19 protein-coding genes are annotated in these 17,881 nt (G+C 58.7%); 6 read left to right on the top strand and 13 right to left on the bottom strand.

The genetic code is table 11. The features are described 5' to 3' along the window. The first annotated feature begins 17 nt into the window (after positions 1 to 17). The gene (locus FQ192_RS08150) at positions 18 to 500 is read left to right on the top strand and encodes a GNAT family N-acetyltransferase (RefSeq protein ID WP_149658128.1); all 483 of its coding nucleotides are present in this window, start codon (positions 18 to 20) and stop codon (positions 498 to 500) included. Here the strand turns inward: FQ192_RS08150 and msrA are convergent. Genes msrA through msrB form a run of 3 tightly spaced genes read right to left on the bottom strand, consistent with a single transcriptional unit; the run spans position 495 to position 3,547 of the window. Beyond that, positions 495 to 1,202 carry a peptide-methionine (S)-S-oxide reductase MsrA gene (gene msrA / locus FQ192_RS08155; protein WP_149658129.1) on the bottom strand — a complete coding sequence of 236 codons (708 nt, stop codon included), beginning with the start codon at positions 1,200 to 1,202 and terminating at the stop codon, positions 495 to 497. The two genes, FQ192_RS08150 and msrA, sit on opposite strands and share 6 nt — an antisense overlap. Positions 1,203 to 1,233: 31 nt before the next feature. Continuing rightward, positions 1,234 to 2,985 carry a cytochrome c biogenesis protein DipZ gene (locus FQ192_RS08160; RefSeq protein WP_149658130.1) on the bottom strand — a complete coding sequence of 584 codons (1,752 nt, stop codon included), beginning with the start codon at positions 2,983 to 2,985 and terminating at the stop codon, positions 1,234 to 1,236. Between the two features lie 43 nt (positions 2,986 to 3,028). Further along, positions 3,029 to 3,547, bottom strand: a complete 519-nt coding sequence (msrB, locus tag FQ192_RS08165; protein WP_149658131.1) for a peptide-methionine (R)-S-oxide reductase MsrB — start codon at positions 3,545 to 3,547, stop codon at positions 3,029 to 3,031. A gap of 152 nt (positions 3,548 to 3,699) precedes the next feature. On the opposite strand from msrB, the gene FQ192_RS08170 reads away from it, so the two are divergent. The 4 genes from FQ192_RS08170 (at position 3,700) to FQ192_RS08185 (ending at position 7,326) form a co-directional block, all read left to right on the top strand. Continuing rightward, positions 3,700 to 4,416, top strand: coding sequence for a response regulator transcription factor (locus FQ192_RS08170; RefSeq protein ID WP_149658132.1), 717 nt, complete (start codon positions 3,700 to 3,702; stop codon positions 4,414 to 4,416). Next, entirely contained in the window at positions 4,413 to 5,927 is a 1,515-nt protein-coding gene (locus FQ192_RS08175; protein WP_149658133.1) for a HAMP domain-containing sensor histidine kinase, read from the top strand. The genes FQ192_RS08170 and FQ192_RS08175 overlap by 4 nt, the downstream gene beginning before the upstream one ends. Before the next feature lie 56 nt (positions 5,928 to 5,983). Then, positions 5,984 to 6,487, top strand: coding sequence for a DUF6622 family protein (locus tag FQ192_RS08180; protein WP_149658134.1), 504 nt, complete (start codon positions 5,984 to 5,986; stop codon positions 6,485 to 6,487). A gap of 134 nt (positions 6,488 to 6,621) precedes the next feature. After that, on the top strand, positions 6,622 to 7,326 hold the full coding sequence (locus FQ192_RS08185) for a hypothetical protein (protein WP_149658135.1): 705 nt from the start codon (positions 6,622 to 6,624) through the stop codon (positions 7,324 to 7,326). A 77-nt stretch (positions 7,327 to 7,403) separates the two neighbouring features. Here FQ192_RS08185 and FQ192_RS08190 read toward each other — a convergent pair whose 3' ends face one another. Then, complete coding sequence (locus tag FQ192_RS08190) at positions 7,404 to 7,898, bottom strand: RidA family protein (RefSeq protein ID WP_149658136.1); 495 nt, start codon at positions 7,896 to 7,898, stop codon at positions 7,404 to 7,406. A 142-nt stretch (positions 7,899 to 8,040) separates the two neighbouring features. Next, positions 8,041 to 8,532, bottom strand: a complete 492-nt coding sequence (locus FQ192_RS08195) for a RidA family protein (RefSeq protein WP_149658137.1) — start codon at positions 8,530 to 8,532, stop codon at positions 8,041 to 8,043. A 121-nt stretch (positions 8,533 to 8,653) separates the two neighbouring features. Between FQ192_RS08195 and FQ192_RS08200 the strand changes: the two genes are divergently transcribed. Continuing rightward, complete coding sequence (locus FQ192_RS08200; RefSeq protein WP_149658138.1) at positions 8,654 to 10,072, top strand: PLP-dependent aminotransferase family protein; 1,419 nt, start codon at positions 8,654 to 8,656, stop codon at positions 10,070 to 10,072. 121 nt (positions 10,073 to 10,193) lie between these two features. Here FQ192_RS08200 and FQ192_RS08205 read toward each other — a convergent pair whose 3' ends face one another. The 8 genes from FQ192_RS08205 to FQ192_RS08245 all read right to left on the bottom strand — a co-directional run bounded on the left by FQ192_RS08205 (position 10,194) and on the right by FQ192_RS08245 (position 17,804). Beyond that, positions 10,194 to 10,646 carry a hypothetical protein gene (locus tag FQ192_RS08205; RefSeq protein ID WP_149658139.1) on the bottom strand — a complete coding sequence of 151 codons (453 nt, stop codon included), beginning with the start codon at positions 10,644 to 10,646 and terminating at the stop codon, positions 10,194 to 10,196. Further along, positions 10,630 to 11,268 carry a DUF6036 family nucleotidyltransferase gene (locus FQ192_RS08210; protein ID WP_178129039.1) on the bottom strand — a complete coding sequence of 213 codons (639 nt, stop codon included), beginning with the start codon at positions 11,266 to 11,268 and terminating at the stop codon, positions 10,630 to 10,632. Before FQ192_RS08210 ends, FQ192_RS08205 begins: the two co-directional genes overlap by 17 nt. Before the next feature lie 383 nt (positions 11,269 to 11,651). Continuing rightward, positions 11,652 to 12,539, bottom strand: a complete 888-nt coding sequence (gene cyoE, locus FQ192_RS08215; RefSeq protein WP_149658140.1) for a heme o synthase — start codon at positions 12,537 to 12,539, stop codon at positions 11,652 to 11,654. An 11-nt stretch (positions 12,540 to 12,550) separates the two neighbouring features. Then, complete coding sequence (gene cyoD, locus FQ192_RS08220; RefSeq protein ID WP_054045505.1) at positions 12,551 to 12,886, bottom strand: cytochrome o ubiquinol oxidase subunit IV; 336 nt, start codon at positions 12,884 to 12,886, stop codon at positions 12,551 to 12,553. Then, positions 12,886 to 13,512: a cytochrome o ubiquinol oxidase subunit III gene (locus FQ192_RS08225; protein ID WP_133840526.1), complete on the bottom strand. Its 627-nt coding sequence runs from the start codon at positions 13,510 to 13,512 to the stop codon at positions 12,886 to 12,888. The genes cyoD and FQ192_RS08225 overlap by 1 nt, the downstream gene beginning before the upstream one ends. Positions 13,513 to 13,515: 3 nt before the next feature. Next, complete coding sequence (gene cyoB / locus FQ192_RS08230) at positions 13,516 to 15,546, bottom strand: cytochrome o ubiquinol oxidase subunit I (RefSeq protein ID WP_149658141.1); 2,031 nt, start codon at positions 15,544 to 15,546, stop codon at positions 13,516 to 13,518. A gap of 3 nt (positions 15,547 to 15,549) precedes the next feature. Continuing rightward, positions 15,550 to 16,494, bottom strand: coding sequence for a ubiquinol oxidase subunit II (gene cyoA / locus FQ192_RS08235; protein ID WP_149658142.1), 945 nt, complete (start codon positions 16,492 to 16,494; stop codon positions 15,550 to 15,552). 800 nt (positions 16,495 to 17,294) lie between these two features. Further along, a complete protein-coding gene (locus FQ192_RS08245; RefSeq protein ID WP_149658143.1) occupies positions 17,295 to 17,804 on the bottom strand; it encodes a disulfide bond formation protein B in 510 nt (169 codons plus the stop codon). Positions 17,805 to 17,881 lie beyond the last annotated feature (77 nt).

A 17,881-nucleotide genomic window follows, 5' to 3' on the forward strand; every position in this document is an offset into this window, starting at 1 on the left:
AACGCTAAGGATAGCCAATGACGCCCCCTCCCCTGTATCGCCGGGCCAAGCCGGACGATCTTCTGGCCATTTGCGAATTGGGCCAGCAACTCAACAGCCTTCATCACCGTGAACGACCCGACATCTATGCACCGGCCACTGAGGATTTCGCGCGGGACAGCGCTCACTGGCAGCCGCACCTCGACAGCGAACATCAAGTGACCTTTCTTGCCGAACAGGCTGGCAAGGCGATTGGCTTCATCACTGTGCAAGTCACTGCATTCAACAGCCCACTGATTCAGCACCAACAGGTGGGTCGGGTGGGCTCGGTCAGTGTTGACGACAATGCTCGTGGCCAAGGTGTTGGGCGTGCACTGATGGAGCGCGCTCAGGCCTGGGCCATCGAACAGGGCGCCACGGACCTTCGGTTGACCGTTTGGGCGTTCAACGCACCGGCCCTTCGTCTGTATGAGGAGCTGGGTTATGAAATGCGCGCCTTTGAAATGGGCAAGCGCTTATAACCCGGCCTTCACCAACACCGCTTTCTCCTGATACCGATCCGGATACAGCTGCTTCAACTGCGCCACCTTCGGCATGTCGTTGATCACGATGTACGGATACGTCGGGTGCTCGGTCAGGAAATCCTGGTGGTAATCCTCCGCCGGGTAGAAGCCGTTATAGGTTTCCAGTTTGGTGACGATGGGCTTGTTAAAGGAGTGCGCGGCGTCCAGCTGGGCGATATAGGCCTGGGCGACCCGTTGCTGTTCGGGGTTCTCCGGGAAAATCGCTGAACGATACTGGGTGCCGGTATCAGGACCCTGGCGATTCAGTTCCGTGGGATTGTGGGCCACCGAGAAATAGATTTGCAGCAAGGTGCCGTAGCTGACCTGGGTCGGATCGAAGGTGACTTCAACGGACTCGGCATGTCCGGTATCACCCTCGCTGACCTTCTCGTAGTCAGCGGTGGTGGCGGCGCCCCCTGCGTAACCGGACACGGCTTTCGTCACGCCTTTGACATGCTGGAACACCCCCTGGACGCCCCAGAAACAACCGCCGGCGAAGACCGCGGTTTCGCTGTGAGCCTGGGTGGTTTCGTCAACGGTCGGTGCCGGGATGACCACGGCGTCTTCGGAAGCACCGAGAGAGAACGCCGAGCATTGGCCGATAACGCTGGCGGCTGCCAGGCCCAGCAGGGTACGACGCCAGGTGAATGGGGTTTTCATAGGGCTGACTCCTTGGAAAATGGGATCGTTATCAACCAAACGTAAAGGCATACGCCGAGACACCCGGGTCGAGAAACTCAATGCTGAAGGTGCGGTCCGAGACATCGCCGGACTGACGCACCAATTGATACAAGCGTTGTTCGGACACGCTGCCGCTACCATCGGGCGCCACGTCGGTACCGTGGGCATCGCCCGGGGCCTTGCCGTCGATCAGGACTTTGAAGCGCACCGGTTTGCCGTCAGCGCCAGGGCCCAGCACCAGATGCAGGTCACGCGCATGGAAGCGGTAGACGATGCGGCTGGCGGGAACGCTGGAGGTGGCACGCTCCGGGCCGACATTCCATTGCCCACCAAGGCTCCAGTCATTGAGGGCCAATTGTGCCGGTGGGTTGTAGGTCGCGACCTTGTCGGCCGTGAAGCCTTTTTCAGGTACGAAGTTCTCCGCACGCTGGTAGCCGACATAGGTTTCCGGAGACAGCGCTTCCTTCTTGTCCGGGGCGAGCTGCACGCCCTCGGCGCTGGCATTGATCAGGCCGTCCGCCACCTTCGTCGCCCCGGCCTCACGCAGCAGTTGCTGGATCACCCGCTCCGACTCGGCGTACTCGCCTTCGCCAAAGTGGTGATAACGGATGCGCCCCTGGGCGTCGGCAAAGTAGTGCGCCGGCCAATACTCGTTGTTGAAGGCGCGCCAGATCTTGTAGTCGTTATCGATGGCTACCGGGTAGTTGATGCCCAGGTCCTTCATGGCCTTGGTGACGTTGCCGACATTGCGTTCGAAGGCAAACTCCGGTGCATGCACGCCGATCACCACCAGCCCCTGGTCGCGGTACTTCTCGGCCCAGGCTTTCACATAGGGCAACGTGCGCAGGCAGTTGATGCAGGAATAAGTCCAGAAATCCACCAGCACCACTTTGCCCTTCAACGCCTCGGCGGTGAGGGGTGGCGAGTTGAGCCATTGCACGGCGCCGTCCAGCGGCGGGAGGTTGCCCTCGACAGGCAGTGTGCCGGGTGTTTTGTCCGCCACTTGCAGGGCACTGCCCGACGTCGGGCTGCTCGGTGATTTACCGGCCAGTCGCCCGACCAAGGCCTGTTCGATGCCGCCCGTGGACGCCGTTGAAACCCGCGCCAGAATCCCGGTATCCAGTCCCAGGGCGATGGCCGCCACACCGGCCAGCATCAGCGCACCCAGCCCACGTCGCACCCACTCGCCAGCGCCAATCGAGCGTTTCATCGCCGCGAATACCTTGCCGCCCAGCAGCAATGCCACGGCCAATGACGTTGCCGCACCGGCGGCGTACGCCAGCAGCAACAAGGTGGTGCCGATGCTCGCCCCTTGCAGCGCCGCCCCCGTCAGTACCAACCCCAGAATCGGCCCGGCGCACGGCGCCCAGAGCAGGCCCGTGGCGACGCCGATCAGGAACGACGCACCGGGACGTGGCCGGGCATCGGCGCCCGCCACTTCCGACAATCGACTGCCGGCCGCTACCAGCGGGCGTGTGAGGCGATCCGCCAACCGGGGCAACAACAGCGTCAGCCCGAACAGCGCCACGAACACCAACGCGAGCCAGCGACCGTACTGATTGAGTTGCACCACCCAACCGCCGCCCACTGCCGCCAACGTGGCGACGAGCGCGAACGTCATGGCCATCCCCACCAGCAGCGGCAGGCCACTTTTCACAAAGGGCTGCCCGGTGCGTGCAAAGACAAACGGCAGGACCGGGAGAATGCACGGGCTGACAATCGTCAGCACACCACCGAGGTAAGAGAGAACCAGAAGCCACATAGCGTCGACCTGCATCAGGAGAAAGAAAGGAGGCGCCCGCGAATCAAGCCGCCTGTGGCTCGAAGGTCATGGCCAGGCCATTCATGCAGTAGCGTAGCCCCGTCGGTTTTGGCCCATCGTCGAAGACATGACCCAGGTGACCGCCGCAACGCCGACAGTGAACCTCTTCACGCAACACACCAAACGAGCGGTCCTGACGCGTGGCAACGGCCTTGTCCAGCGGCGCCCAGAAGCTTGGCCAACCGGTACGGCTGTCGAACTTGGTATCGGATGAAAACAACGACAGATCACACCCGGCACAGGCGAACGTGCCCGCCCGATGCTCGTTGTTCAAAGGGCTGCTATAGGCCCGCTCGGTGCCTTCTTCACGCAGGATTTCGTACTGTTCGGCACTGAGGAGGGAGCGCCATTCGCGGTCGGTGTGAGTCACCTCGAACACCTCCGCCGCATCGGCCTCGCTGATCAGCGCCGAACTCGCCGCAAATTTTGGCAATACACCGATCACCAGGGCTGCAGCCCCCAGCCCGCCGCTGGTTAAAAGAAATTGTCTGCGTGAAAACATGGCCGTCTCCAAAAATCCCAGGTACCTGTCATGGAACACAGCCTAGGCTTGGGTTGATCGCCAAATCCTCACGGGGAGTTAAACAATTCGTGATAACTGAACCCGAGGAAAACCCGCACAATGTGCCCATTCGCAGCAAAGGATTGAGCTTCATGGAACAGACCAAACGCGTCCTGGTGGTCGAGGACGACCTGCATATCGCCGACCTTATCTGCCTGCATCTGCGCGATGAGCAGTTCGAGGTGGTGCATTGCGCCGACGGGGACGAAGGCATGCGCCTGTTGCAGCAAGGAAGCTGGGACGCGCTGATCCTCGACCTGATGCTGCCCGGTGTCGACGGCCTGGAAATCTGCCGCCGCGCCCGGGCCATGGCCCGTTACACACCGATCATCATCACCAGCGCCCGCTCCAGCGAATTGCACCGCATCCTCGGTCTGGAGCTGGGCGCTGACGATTACCTGGCCAAACCGTTTTCCATGCTGGAGCTGGTGGCCCGGGTCAAGGCGCTGCTGCGACGGGTCGATGCCATGGCCCGCAACCTGAAAATGGACGCCGGCAGCCTGACCGTCGACGGCTTGTCCATCGACCCGATCACCCGCGATGTCGCCCTCGATGGCCGACGCCTGGACCTCACGCCACGGGAGTTCGACCTGCTGTATTTCTTCGCCCGCCAACCGGGCAAGGTGTTTTCGCGCATGGACCTGCTCAACGCGGTGTGGGGCTACACCCATGAAGGCTACGAGCACACGGTCAACACGCACATCAATCGCCTGCGGGCCAAGATCGAGAAAGACCCCGCACAACCGGCACGCATTCTCACGGTGTGGAGACGCGGTTACAAATTCGCCGCACCGGAGGACCAGCCATGAGATTGACCCTGACGCAGCGCCTGTCCCTGGTGTTCGCCGTGTTGCTGTTGGTGTGTTGCGGCACTTCGGCCTGGATGCAGGTGCGCGCCAACCAGATGCATGAGTTGGAAGTGGTGCAAGGGTTGTCCCGGGACCTGGCCCAGCACATCGCCCACGATACTGTGCTGATGGACGCCAAAGGCCTGATGCCCAACGCCGTGCGCGACCTGTTCAGCCAACTGATGCTGGTCAACCCGAGTGTCGAGGTCTATCTGCTCGACAGCCAGGGGCGGATTGTCGGCAGTGCCGCCCCTGAAGGGCGGATACGCCGCAATAAAGTCGATCTGCAGCCGATCCAGCATTTGCTCAAGGGCGATGCCCTGCCGATTCTTGGCGACGACCCGCGCAGCGTCGATGGCCGCAAGGTGTTCAGCGCCGCGCCGTTGCAGGTCGATGGCAAGCCGGCCGGCTATCTGTATGTGGTGTTGCTCAGTGAAGAACACGACCGCTTTGCCGAACGCGGTGCCACCAGCGCCGCGCTGAATACCGCGCTGTTGTCCATCGGCCTGGTGGCGTTGTTGTGCCTGATTGCCGGCCTCACGGCTTTTGCCCTGATCACCCGGCCGTTGCGGCGCCTGACCGAGACCGTCAGCCAGTTCGACATCGACGGCATCCCGGTCACGCCACCCACGGCAATCCCGGTGGAAAAAGCCGCCAGCCACGATGAAATTGCCGTCCTCGACGCCGCCTTCCGGCAGATGCAAACCCGCCTCAGCGAACAATGGCGCTCGCTGACCCGCCAGGACCAGGAACGCCGCGAACTGGTGGCGAACATCTCCCACGACCTGCGCACACCGCTCGCTTCGCTGCACGGTTATCTGGAAACCCTGTCGCTCAAGGACGCCACGCTGTCCTCCGCCGACCGGCGGCGCTACCTGGGCATCGCGCTTGATCAAAGCCGCAAGGTCGGTGGCCTGGCGCAATCGCTGCTGGAACTGGTGCGACTGGAACACGGTTTTGTGCAACCGGTGCTTGAGCGTTTCTCCGTAACCGATCTGGTGCAGGACATCTTCCAGAAATTCGAACTCACCGCCGAGGCGCGCCAGGTGGAACTAAAGGCCACTTTCGCCCCGAATGTTTCCGCCGCCTGCGCCGACCTCGGACTGATCGAACGGGTCCTGACCAATCTGTTCGACAACGCCCTGCGCCATACACCGCAAGGCGGAGAAATCGAACTCAGCCTGCGTCCGCAAGGTACTTTTGTCGAAATCACCATCAGCGACACCGGCCCCGGCATCGCCGCCGAACTGCGCGAAGGCCTATTCCTGCGTCCATTCAATATTGGCGGCGCACGGCGTGATGGCGGGCTTGGGCTGCGAATCGTGCATCGGATCCTGCAACTGCATGGCCGTGACATCCAGTTGGTCGATGTTCCGGGACGCGGTGCAACCTTCCGCTTCACATTGCCCGTGGACCCGCAAATGGCTGAGCAAATGGTGGTTCGCTCGATGAATCTGAATTCGCCGGGGTAATAACCGGGCGCTAGCGCTATGATCCCGGCACTCAATTTCGGCAAGGATGCTGCGTCATGTTGAACACCCTGCAAAACACCCCGTTATGGGTTTACGTGGTATTTCTGCTGCTGTGCTACGACGGCATCAAAACCCTGTCCCCCACTCGGGAAGGCAAAACTTCATGGCTGATCACGCCGACGATTCTGCTCGCCTGGTCGCTGTATTCGCTGAATCTGACGCTCAATCCACCGTTGACGCTGACTTGCTGGTTGATCGCAGTCTTGGTCGGTAGCCTCGCTGCGCTGTTGATTTTCACGCGCAAGGGCATCGAGCTGGATGATCCGCAAACCGGACTGATCCTGCCGGGCTCGCCCAAGGCACTGACGCTCTATCTCATGCTTTTTTCCGTGAACTATTACTTCGGCTATCAGGCCGAGGTGTATCCAGAACTGTCGGCGACGCTGCAGATGGTCTTGTTCAAGGCGTGTGCTTCAGGCTTTGCCACCGGGTTGTTCTGCGGCCGTACGCTCAAGTTTTACCGGGTTTTCCAATCCCTGAAGTCCGCGCCTACAGGGTGATCCGCGCACCCGGCATACTGCCCGCCCGCCTGTTGGGTCGTGACAACGCGGCTCAGGTCCAATAGATTAGGCGGCCTGAAAAGGCCCAGCGCTTTCTCGCCTCAACTCAAGTTAAAAGAAGTAGTGAAATTTCAATGTCCGATTCCAACACCGCTGAATCCGTAGTCACCTTGTCGTCCAAAGCGGAATACGAAAACTCCATCAATCTTTCACAGCATGTGCCCCAGGCCAAGACCATCAGCGAAATGGTGCTGGATGCTTTCCAGTCCACTCGCGAAAGCGACCAGATCCGCGAGCTGCGCGCTGCGATCCGCCACGCTCACGACAGCTTCGACGACGATAAAGCCTACGAACTGATGGGCGAACTCAAGCAACTCAAGGACGCCGAGGCTTCCGACATTGCCGCCCTGGAAGACCTGAGCAGCAAATTCCCGATCAGCCGCATTCTGTCCAGCTTCAAGGACGACCCGGCGTTTCAGGAAATCGTCTATGGCCTGGCGCTGAAGGTGCTGAATCAGACCCATCAAGCCATCAGCAACCCGAGCAGCGGCAAGAGCAAGACCGCCAGGGCGAAGAAGGAAGTCGAAGTGTTCACCATCAGCAAGGATGGCGTGAACGTCACCCTGCCGTTGCGCACACCGCGCTCACGCCTGAATGTTGACCGTGAAGCCCTGGAGTTCCTCGGTTTCACCTTTGTCGGCGAAGGTGAGGAAGCGGAACTGGAAAGCGAGACTTTCCTGGACAATGCCGGGACTGAACAAGCGGTCAACCGCAAGAACATCATCACCGCGCTGCAACAGCAAACCGCGTTCGAGGGTTACAGCATCTCCGCGCAGTAATACACCCTGGCGGTACTGCAAAACTTAAAGCCCCGCGCTGAGGCTCAGCGCGGGGCTTTTTGTTGTCCGAAACGCTGTCACAGCGCTGGAGGACGCAAGGCAACAATCATGTCCAGCTCCACTGCCGCGTTTTTCGACAATTGATAAACACCGATCGTCACTCGTGTATGTTTTCCGGCATCACCCAATACATGCCTGAATACATCCGACGCGCCGTTGGCCACTTCGCTCAGGTCAGCAAAGTCCGCCGTCGACTTTATGTACACCGTGATGCGCAACAGCGACTTGATTTTATCCAGTGAGCCGATAGTTTCGACAACCAATGCCAGGCCACGCATCGCACAAATGCTCGCGGCAACTTGAGCATCGGCCAGGGTCAACTCTAGGCCCACTCTGCCCGGGTACTGAACCTTGCCATGCTTAAGCGGTATCAGCCCGCTGACATACAGTTCATTGTTGTGCCGAACCAGTGGCTCGAAATGCCAGCCGGTGGTGCTTTCGCCATAGATGTCGTAGCCAAGCTCAGCAGCCAGGGCGATGAAGCGTTCATCGCACGTCATGTGGTCAGTCATTTCCCCCCACCTACCCCTTTGTATCAATCCATTAACAATCCAACTTCTGACAGATTAGCCCAAGGCAGGTCTTTACCACGCCATTGAATGAAAAAGCCCCGCGCTTCTTGCAAAGGCGGGGCGTTTTAACGGCTGATTTCATTCACAACGTAGGTTGCAACGCGACGATCATGTCCACTTCTACCGGGGCATTTTTCGGCAACTGATAAACGCCGACCGTGGTTCGGGTATGTTTGCCGGCATCGCCCAGCACGTGGGTAAAGACATCCGAGGCACCGTTGGCCACTTCACTCAGATCAACGAAATCAAACGTGGATTTGACATAGACAGTGACGCGAATCAGTGACTTGAGCTTATCCAGTGAACCGACGGCATCCATGATCAGTGCCAGTGCGCGGATGGCACTGATGCTGGCGGCGGCCTGGGCATCCGCGAGGTTGAGTTCCAGCCCAACCCGGCCGGGGTACTGGATTTTGCCGTTCATTCGCGGCACCAGGCCACTGACGTACAGTTCATCACCATGGCGGATCAGCGGGGAGTAATGGCCGCCGACGGTGTTCTCGTCGTAGAGGTCGAAGCCGTGCTCCCTGGCCAGCTCGATAAAGCGTTCATCACGGGTGGTTGGCTTGTTCATCGCGGCACCTTCTTGATCATTCAGGCAAAACACGCCGTCGAGGGTAAGCACAGACGCTTGCCTTGAGCAGGGCAAGTTCGGATAGAATCCAGCGAACTTTACTGCCAGGGAGACCAGTAAAATGCAGGCTCAACGCGCCGTGATTGCGGCCATCGAGTTCCAGCCGGGCGTGCCGCTGGTGCAGCAGATCGTCGATCAATTGTCGATCGCCATTAGCCAGGGAGGGCTGCCCCACGGCGCCAAGTTGCCGCCGATCCGCGAACTGGCCGAGCTGTTGAACGTCGGAAAATCCACGGTGGTCGACGCCCTCGATCACCTGCGCGCCAAAGGCCTGGTGGTGTCGCGCCAGGGTTCGGGGCATTACGTACACCGTTCCAGCACAACCATCCCGAGCGAAGCCGGCCCGGACCTGCTGCCCCAGGACACCCTCAGCGTGGTACGCCGCGCCGTGCTGGTGGATAACGGCGCCCTGCGCCCCGGTTGCGGATTCCTGCCCTCCTCCTGGCTACCCGCCGAAGAATTGCTCAAAGCCGTACGCGGCACCCTGCGCGCCACCGCCCTGCGCATGGGCGAATACGGCGTAGTGGGCGGTTACCTGCCGCTGCGCCAGGCGTTGCGGGTCAAACTGTCGTCCTTCGGCATCGAAGTGCCGGTGGAACAGATCATCACCACCTCCAACACCATGCAAGCCATCGACCTGCTGATGCGCCTGTTGCTCAAACCCGGTGACACGGTACTGCTCGACGATCCGTGCTACTTCAACCTGCACACCAACCTCGCGCTGCATGGCGCCCACGTCATCACCGTCCCCCGCCATTGTGACGGCCTGGACCTCGACGCCTTCGAGCAACAGGTGATCGCCCACAAGCCCGTGCTCTACATGACCAACAGCACGCTGCATAACCCGACCGGGCACTCGTTCTCCCCGGCTCAGGCTTATCGTTTGCTGGAGTTGAGTCATCGGCATGGTTTCCACATTGTCGAAGACGATTTGTATGGCGACCTGCAACAACGCCGGACACCGCGCCTGGCGGCGAGCGGGCTGGAGAATGTGAGTTATGTGTCAGGGTTCTCCAACACCCTGACCGCCAATAGTCGGGTCAGTTATGCCGTGCTGTCACCGCCCCTGGCGGCGCGACTGATCGCGCTGAAAATGGCCTGCGGTGGCGTGACCTCGGAGTTCGCGGAGCAGATTACCTGCACGATGCTCAGCAATGGCAGCTATGCAAAGCATGTGCGGCGCACGGTGGATCGATTGTATGAGTCAAGCAGTCGGGTGGCGCGCTGGTTGGTCGAGGCCGGGTGTTCGGTGTCATCCCTGCCCGGTGAAGGCTTGTTTATCTGGACGCGATTGCCCGAAGGGCTGCACGCCGAAACACTGGCGCGCAAAGGTCTGGAAACCGACCTCGTCTTGGCACCTGGCACCTTGCTCAGCAAAGCGCCTGATGCCAGCCGATTCCTGCGATTTAACGTGGCACACAGCGATCAACCTCAAGTGCGTGAGCGATTCTTCCGCCTGCTCGACACACCTCACGAATAATCGATCGCACTCACCATAGGGACTGCGCCTGACTGGCATTTGCTGATCACATCAAGTCCCGTCCTGAACGAAAAGTCCCGCTCTTCTCTCGAAGGCAGGGCTCTTGTCATGCAGCCGACTTTCAGGAAATCGTTGAACGCTGCTCAGCCTCATAATGCCGTGTCTGAAACGGCATGAGGGTTTGAGCCTTTAAGCCAAGGCCTTCACTTAACCCCCAGGAATCGGCAAGTTCATCACGACGCAGGCGAAGTGGAGTGACTGCTTGAAGCTTCACATCTTGCTTGGAAGTCGTGAACGCAAAAAGCTCCAGCACGTTGAAGGTTTCCAGCACGCGGCTATCAGACACACACGCAAAACGGGTGAAACGCTCGAGCAGGTAGCCTGCACGACGAACCTCGATCTCAGCAGAATGACGACTCAAAAATGCTGTGACTTCACTTTCAAGGTTCGCGTTCGTGTACCAAACAGCCTTGGCCGCACTGACAAGCGCAGCATCATCTGCCTGATTCAAAGGGCTTTTGACCAGCGTGTCCAAAGCGGCTGAGAGGACGTGGCCGTTACGGGGCTTCGTCATCTGTATTCTCCAGATAATCTTGCAAAATACTGTCGAGGACAGAGCTTGGTGGCTCTTTATTGCCAACATATACATCAATCGCCTGCAATGCCAGTCGACGGAGTTCGGTGGTCAGTATGAAACCACTCCTGAGAAGCGCCCTGATATCGTCAATGTCCTGATCCGTAGCCCTGCCCAATTTTGAAATGGCAATGTCGATAGGCGCTGCAATATGAACATGCAGAGGAGACTCAATCGAAAACTCGGCAAGCGGCAGACTCCGCTCCCAATAGTCCTCGTGAATTGGACCAAAACTTGTGTTGTATTGAAGGTCGTAGTTCAGTTCCATCAATCGACCGGATCGTTCATCGACGAATGGCTCGGGCATCTCTGCCAGCATTGATTGAAGGTGCAGGCCTTTGGGGACATTAGCCTCGTAAACCTCGGCATCGACATCCGTGGAAACACGGTGACTTGTATAGAGATGAACGGCGCATCCACCGAACACGATAAATTTGACAGCTCCCGCCTCTGCGTCCTCAAGGACCAGTTCCGCTTCGACAGATTTGAACATGGAAACCAACGCCTGCCCCAACGTTGTGTTCGTATTCACGCGGGGAATGATTACATCCGGCAACTCCATGTTCGAACCTCTAACCTGCTGTGAAATAGCAACGCCTGTGATGACGTAACGGCGAAGCGCCTGGCAGCAATTGCAGCTGGATTGGCGACATCCCGAAGGTTAGGCAGACGACTTCCGACCGACAACCTGAAAGCTTTGTAGGAGGTTTCCGCTGTGTGAGTGGGCAATGGTCTATGGGCTTGCCCCCGTTTGAGTGCGAAGCACTCCCCTGTATGTCATCAGGCACACCTCATGCACAGGTTTTACGACTGCTGCGCAGCCGGACGGGAGCAAGCTCCCTCGCCACAGAGGCGGAGTCGATCAATAAAATTGGGCAACGAATCCCCAATAAAAAACCCCGCTCTCCTCTCGAAGGGCGGGGCTTTTCGTACAGCGTCTAAACCTTACGGCGCATAAGTCAGCAACAGCTCACTCGGCACTTTGAAGTCCAGCGACATCATGACGCTCAACGCGGTAATGGTGAAGATCGAGAACACGAACAGCTTGCGTGCCCAGACCGTGTCATCCACTGCCTTGTAGCCGGTCCAGGCCATGTACAACCAGTACATGCCCATGGCCGCGGCGACGGCGAGGTAGCTCATGCCGGCGTAGCCGCTGAAGGTCAGCATCAAGGTCGCGATCAGGAAGGCCAGGATGTAGAGCAGGATGTGCTTCTTCGCTACTTGAATCCCGCGCTTCACTGGCAACACCGGAATCGATGCGGCCAGGTAATCGTTGAAGCGGAAGATCGCGATGGCGTAGGAATGCGGCATCTGCCACAGGCTGAACATCACCAGCAACGTCAGCGCGGCCATGTCGAAGCTGTTGGTCACGGCAACGTAACCAATCACCGGCGGCATGGCGCCCGACAGACTGCCCACCAGCGTGCCGTGAACCGACTTGCGCTTGAGGTACAGGCTGTAGAAGCCGACGTAGATGACAAAACCGATCACCGCGAACAGCGCGGCCAACGGGTTGGCCACCTTGTACAACAGTGCAACGCCGGCGATGCCGAGGACGGTCGCGTAGATCAGGGCCAGTTTCAGGGAGATCAAGCCCTGGACCAGCACCCGGTTCTTGGTGCGTTCCATCTTCAGGTCGATGTCGCGGTCGATGCAGTTGTTGAACACGCAACCGGAAGCCACCACCAGGGACGTGCCGATCATGGCGGCCAGGAAGATGGCCAGATCGACATGCCCTTTCGAGGCCAGGAAAAATCCGCCCGCCACAGAAAGCACGTTACCGAAAATGATCCCCGGTTTGGTGATTTGGATAAAGTGCTTAAAGGACATCCGGACTTTCCTCAGTGCGCCATCATGACGGTGTGGATGCTGAACATGATCCACAGCGACAAGCCAACCAGCAGGACGATCACCATCGCAGCGAACACAAACGCGATCACGTTATTGCGCTGGGCGGCGGAGCGGTCCAGGTGGAGAAAGTACACCAGGTGAACAAGTACCTGGATCACGGCGAAGGCCAGTACGATCCACAACGTCCAGACTTTCGGCAGCGATGGGTACATCACCAGGCCGAACGGAATGATCGTCAGGATCACCGACAGGATGAAGCCGATGGCGTAGGACTTTACGCTGCCATGACCGGCGTCGTGGCTATCGTGGGAATGTGCATTAGCCATTACAGGGTCCCCATCAGGTAAACAACGGTGAATACGCAGATCCAGACCACGTCCAGGAAGTGCCAGAACAGGCTCAGGCAGCTCAGGCGGGTCTTGTTGGTCGACGTCAGGCCGTGCTTGTTGACCTGATACATCATGATCGCCATCCAGATCAGACCGCTGGTCACGTGCAGACCGTGGGTGCCGACCAGGGTGAAGAACCCGGACAGGAAGCCGCTGCGGTTAGGACCGTAGCCTTCGGAGATCAGCATGTGGAACTCGTTGATCTCCATGCCGATGAAGCCCAGGCCGAACAGGAAGGTGATGGCCAACCAGCCCAACACTGCCTTCTTGTTGCCCTTGAACAACGCCAGCATGGCGAAGCCGTAGGTGATCGAGCTGAGCAACAGGCAGGCGGTTTCGCCCAGCACGTATGGCAGCTCGAAGATGTCGTGGCCCGACGGGCCACCCGCTACGTTGTTAACCAGTACCGCGTACACCGCGAAGATCGACGCAAACAAAATGCAGTCGGTCATCAGGTAGAGCCAGAAACCGAATACGGTCATCTCGCCCGAGTCGTGGTGATGGTCATCGTGCCCATGTCCATCGACATGGACGTGTCCAGCATTGGTCACTAAGTTCGACATGGTTTAAGCCTGTTCCAACGAGGTTTCAACACGGGTGGCGCCAGCCGGGATTTTCCCTGCTGCTACCAGACGCTTGTGCTGCTCGGCTTCGATGCGCTCGATCACGTCGACCGGCACCATATAGCCCTGGTCATCACGGGCAGCATGGATTACGAAGTAGATCACGGTACCGGCGAGGCCGAAGATGGCCATCCACCAGATGTGCCAGATCATCGCGAAACCGAACACGGTTAACAGAGCACCCATGACCAGGCCGGTCGCGGTGTTGTTTGGCATGTGGATCGGCTCGTACTTGGCCGGAGCCTGGTACGCAGTACCGTTTTCCTTGGCTTCAGTGAACGGGTCGATGCCAGGAGCCTTCGGCAGTACGGCGAAGTTGTAGAACGGCGGTGGCGACGAGGTCGACCATTCCAGGGTATGGGCATTCCACGGGTCGCCGTGTTCGCACATGTTCTCTGGCTTCTTGCGGTCACGCACACTGACGTACAGCTGGATCAACTGGCAGGCAATACCGACGGCGATCATGACCGCGCCGAACATTGCAACGTGCAGGTAAGGCACCCACTCAGGGTTGGTGGTGGCGTTCAGACGACGGGTCATGCCCATGAAGCCCAGTGCATAGAGCGGCATGAACGCGACGAAGAAGCCCGAGATCCAGAACCAGAACGCTGCCTTGCCCCAACCTTCGTGCAGCTTGAAGCCGAACGCTTTAGGGAAGAAGAAGGCGAAACCAGCGATGTAGCCAAATACTGCGCCGCCGATGATCACGTTGTGGAAGTGAGCGATCACGAACAGGCTGTTGTGCAACACGAAGTCAGCACCCGGGATGGCCAGCAGTACGCCGGTCATGCCGCCGATGGCGAAGGTCACCATGAAGCCCAGGGTCCAGAGCACCTGGCTGGTGAACTGCAAGCGACCGCGATAGATGGTGAACAGCCAGTTGAATAGCTTCACCCCCGTCGGAATCGAGATCAGCATCGTCGCCAGCCCGAAGAAGGCGTTGACGCTCGCACCCGAGCCCATGGTGAAGAAGTGGTGCAGCCAGACCATGAAGCCCAGGATCGAGATCGCGCCCGAGGCGTAGATCATCGAGTGGTGGCCGAACAGACGCTTGCCGGAGAAGGTCGAGATGACTTCGGAGAAGACCCCGAACGCCGGCAGAATCAGGATGTAAACCTCGGGGTGACCCCAGGCCCAGAACAGGTTGACGTACATCATTGGATTGCCACCAAGTTCATTGGTGAAAATGTGGAAATCCATGTAACGGTCAAGCGTCAGCAAAGCCAGGGTAGCGGTCAGGATCGGGAACGACGCCACGATCAGCACGTTGGCCCAGGTGCAGGTCCAGGTGAAGATCGGCATGTCCATCATCTTCATGCCCGGGGTACGCATTTTCAGCACGGTGGCCAGGAAGTTAACCCCGGTCAGCGTCGTACCTAGACCCGATAGCTGCAGTGCCCAGATGTAGTAGTCCACACCCACGCCCGGGCTGTAGCCCAGTTCCGACAGCGGTGGATACGCAACCCAACCGGTACGGGCGAACTCGCCGACACCCAGGGACACGTTCACCAGCACGACGCCGGAGACCAGCAGCCAGAAGCTCAGGGAGTTCAGGAACGGGTAGGCAACGTCACGGGCGCCGATCTGCAGCGGCACTGCAAGGTTCATCAGGCCGGTGAAGAATGGCATCGCCATGAAGATGATCATGATCACACCGTGAGCGGTGAAGATCTGGTCATAGTGTTCAGGCGGCAGGTAGCCAGGCGAACCCTCGGTGGCCATGGCCAACTGGGAACGCATCATGATGGCGTCGGCAAAACCGCGCAGCAGCATGATCATGGCGACGATGATGTACATCACGCCGATTTTCTTGTGGTCGACCGACGTCAGCCACTCGGTCCACAGGTAGGTCCACTTCTTGAAGTAGGTGATCAACCCGAACACAGCCAGACCACCGAGCGCGATCATGGCGATGGTAATCATCACAATCGGTTCGTGGAACGGGACCGCTTCCCAACTTAATTTACCAAACATCGTTTACTCCTCTGCCCCGGCAGCTGAATGCGAACTCATGTCCATCCCTTCCATGGCGGCCATTTCGTGCTCTTTTTTCTCGTGATGCATTGGCTGGCCCGGTTTCATGCCTTCGTACTTGTCGACGATGATCTGGAACAGGTTTGGCGTGAACGAGGAGTAGAGCTCGACTGGGTTGTTCTGGCTTGGTTTGGAAAGGGCTTCGTATTCAGCTTTTTCCAGCTGTTTAGGTGCCTTCTTGACATCACTGACCCAGGCATCGAAATCCGCCTGGGAAGTGGCGATAGCTTTGAACTTCATGCCGGTGAAACCCGCGCCGCTGTAGTTGGCGGAGATACCGTCGAATTCAGCGTTCTGGTTGGCAATCAGGTGCAGCTTGGTTTCCATGCCCGCCATCGCGTAGATCTGGCCACCCAGGCCCGGGATGAAGAACGAGTTCATCACGGTGTCGGAGGTGATTTTGAAATTGATAGGCGTGTTGGCCGGGAACACCAGTTTGTTAACAGTGGCGATGCCTTGTTCCGGGTAGATGAACAGCCACTTCCAGTCCATGGAGACCACTTCAACGGTGATCGGCTTGACGTCGGATTCCAGCGGCTTGTACGGGTCCAGGGCGTGGGTCGAAATGTAGGTCACGTAACCCAGGGCAATGATGATCAGGACCGGAACAGCCCACACTGCGATTTCGATCTTGGTGGAGTGCGACCATTTAGGCGCGTACACCGCGTTCGGGTTGGAAGCGCGATATTTCCAGGCGAACAGGAACGTCATGACGATGACCGGCACAACGACCAACAGCATCAGCAGCGTTGCGGTGATGATCAGGTTTCGCTCATCCAGGCCGACCTGGCCCTTGGGGTCGAGCAAGGTCATGTTGCAGCCTGACAGCAACAACGTGCCGAGCAGCGGCAATAAGCCTAGTAGTCTGGGGTACCTGTTTTTACTCATCTCACGACCTCTAAAGCAGCTTGCGCAATGCAGTTGGGTTTTGATCGCCAACACTTCACCCTGCCAAGGGTTGGCATTTTTCTTGGATTGAATAAGGGCTGCCCGTCGCGCGTCAGACGCTGTTCGACAAATCCTGGGCTAGCGGTGAGTTCTTATTCGAATTCGTGGTCAAAGGCCTTGTTACAGACCAATTCCATTTGGTGCGGATAGTCGGAAAGGCACCGACACCTGGGAGTCGCATAAAGCCGTCAGGCCTTTCGACGCCCTATCTGCTCAGTCGAGAGCAGCGCCGGGAATTCAGTGCGGGCGATTGTAGATACGTCGCGACGCATAAACCATGTCTCATCCCGAAATAATTTTTATCCATTCCAGCAACAATCATTAACGGATTTTGCAAAAGTTCAGCATGGTATCGAAATTAATTCTCAACAAAAACACCAAAATTTGTGGGGCTACCACCCTCGGTTCAGACAGCCTTCATGGCGCCTTGCCATCCGCCACCCCCGGCAAAGCCCCGATAGGCAAGGGGTGTGGCGATTCACCAAGGCTTGTTAAAACTGCCTGTTACACCCTGAAGATGAACAATTGGCTAGCGTCGCCAATCGACTCAAATCGTTGCGTAGCTATGCACCGATTCCGCCCCTTGAAATGAGTTGCGACACTCCGGCTGTGACAACATGTCGCACACGTTGCGCACCCTTTGCTGTCGCACATCACGATCTGCTGACTCGCGCTCTGAAATGCAAAACGCCCCGGCCCTCTCAACGAGGACCGGGGCGTTTTTTGTTTGCTGCCGCGGGTTAGCGCAGCGCCTTGCGGTTACGCGAGACCAGCAGCGGCACCAGCACCACCACGAGTACAAACGACACCAGCGCCCACTGCGCCAGTGACAGGCCGAGGATCGGCGGGTACGGCGTGTCGCAGAAGCCGTCGACCTGGAAGCCCAGCGGAAAGATCTTCGCCAGCGGCAGGCCATCGACAATCGGTTGCAGCACATCAACACCGCAGCTGACCGCCGGGTAGAACTGCGTATAGACGTGATGCCCGGCCGCCGCCACACCGCCGAGCGCGGCGATGACCACCAGCACCTCGAACACCGTGAGGCTGCGACGGGTGCGCATGGCCGCGCCGATAAAGGCAAAAATGGCGATCAGCAGCAACGCATAACGTTGCAGGATGCACAGCGGGCACGGTGCTTCTTCCAGCACCACCTGCATGTACAGCGCACCGCCGATCAGCGCCAGGCAGATGATGCCCAGCAACACCAGATATCGCCGCTCACGGCCCAATCGCATGGTTTCGTCACTCATCGCGTTTCCCTTCTAGATATCGATTGCCGGAAGTCTACACGCAGACCATGACCGTGGAGAGCCTGGCGCGCGCCGGT

This window comes from Pseudomonas sp. ANT_J12, assembly GCF_008370045.1.
GTDB lineage: Bacteria > Pseudomonadota > Gammaproteobacteria > Pseudomonadales > Pseudomonadaceae > Aquipseudomonas.

Excerpts from the sequence above, each read along its gene's own strand:
- FQ192_RS08150 (WP_149658128.1), top strand. The coding sequence starts at position 18 with ATGACGCCCCCTCCCCTGTATCGCCGGGCCAAGCCGGACGATCTTCTG.
- msrA (WP_149658129.1), bottom strand. The coding sequence starts at position 1,202 with ATGAAAACCCCATTCACCTGGCGTCGTACCCTGCTGGGCCTGGCAGCC.
- FQ192_RS08160 (WP_149658130.1), bottom strand. The coding sequence starts at position 2,985 with ATGTGGCTTCTGGTTCTCTCTTACCTCGGTGGTGTGCTGACGATTGTC.
- msrB (WP_149658131.1), bottom strand. The coding sequence starts at position 3,547 with ATGTTTTCACGCAGACAATTTCTTTTAACCAGCGGCGGGCTGGGGGCT.
- FQ192_RS08170 (WP_149658132.1), top strand. The coding sequence starts at position 3,700 with ATGGAACAGACCAAACGCGTCCTGGTGGTCGAGGACGACCTGCATATC.
- FQ192_RS08175 (WP_149658133.1), top strand. The coding sequence starts at position 4,413 with ATGAGATTGACCCTGACGCAGCGCCTGTCCCTGGTGTTCGCCGTGTTG.
- FQ192_RS08180 (WP_149658134.1), top strand. The coding sequence starts at position 5,984 with ATGTTGAACACCCTGCAAAACACCCCGTTATGGGTTTACGTGGTATTT.
- FQ192_RS08185 (WP_149658135.1), top strand. The coding sequence starts at position 6,622 with ATGTCCGATTCCAACACCGCTGAATCCGTAGTCACCTTGTCGTCCAAA.
- FQ192_RS08190 (WP_149658136.1), bottom strand. The coding sequence starts at position 7,898 with ATGACTGACCACATGACGTGCGATGAACGCTTCATCGCCCTGGCTGCT.
- FQ192_RS08195 (WP_149658137.1), bottom strand. The coding sequence starts at position 8,532 with ATGAACAAGCCAACCACCCGTGATGAACGCTTTATCGAGCTGGCCAGG.
- FQ192_RS08200 (WP_149658138.1), top strand. The coding sequence starts at position 8,654 with ATGCAGGCTCAACGCGCCGTGATTGCGGCCATCGAGTTCCAGCCGGGC.
- FQ192_RS08205 (WP_149658139.1), bottom strand. The coding sequence starts at position 10,646 with ATGACGAAGCCCCGTAACGGCCACGTCCTCTCAGCCGCTTTGGACACG.
- FQ192_RS08210 (WP_178129039.1), bottom strand. The coding sequence starts at position 11,268 with ATGGAGTTGCCGGATGTAATCATTCCCCGCGTGAATACGAACACAACG.
- cyoE (WP_149658140.1), bottom strand. The coding sequence starts at position 12,539 with ATGTCCTTTAAGCACTTTATCCAAATCACCAAACCGGGGATCATTTTC.
- cyoD (WP_054045505.1), bottom strand. The coding sequence starts at position 12,886 with ATGGCTAATGCACATTCCCACGATAGCCACGACGCCGGTCATGGCAGC.
- FQ192_RS08225 (WP_133840526.1), bottom strand. The coding sequence starts at position 13,512 with ATGTCGAACTTAGTGACCAATGCTGGACACGTCCATGTCGATGGACAT.
- cyoB (WP_149658141.1), bottom strand. The coding sequence starts at position 15,546 with ATGTTTGGTAAATTAAGTTGGGAAGCGGTCCCGTTCCACGAACCGATT.
- cyoA (WP_149658142.1), bottom strand. The coding sequence starts at position 16,494 with ATGAGTAAAAACAGGTACCCCAGACTACTAGGCTTATTGCCGCTGCTC.
- FQ192_RS08245 (WP_149658143.1), bottom strand. The coding sequence starts at position 17,804 with ATGAGTGACGAAACCATGCGATTGGGCCGTGAGCGGCGATATCTGGTG.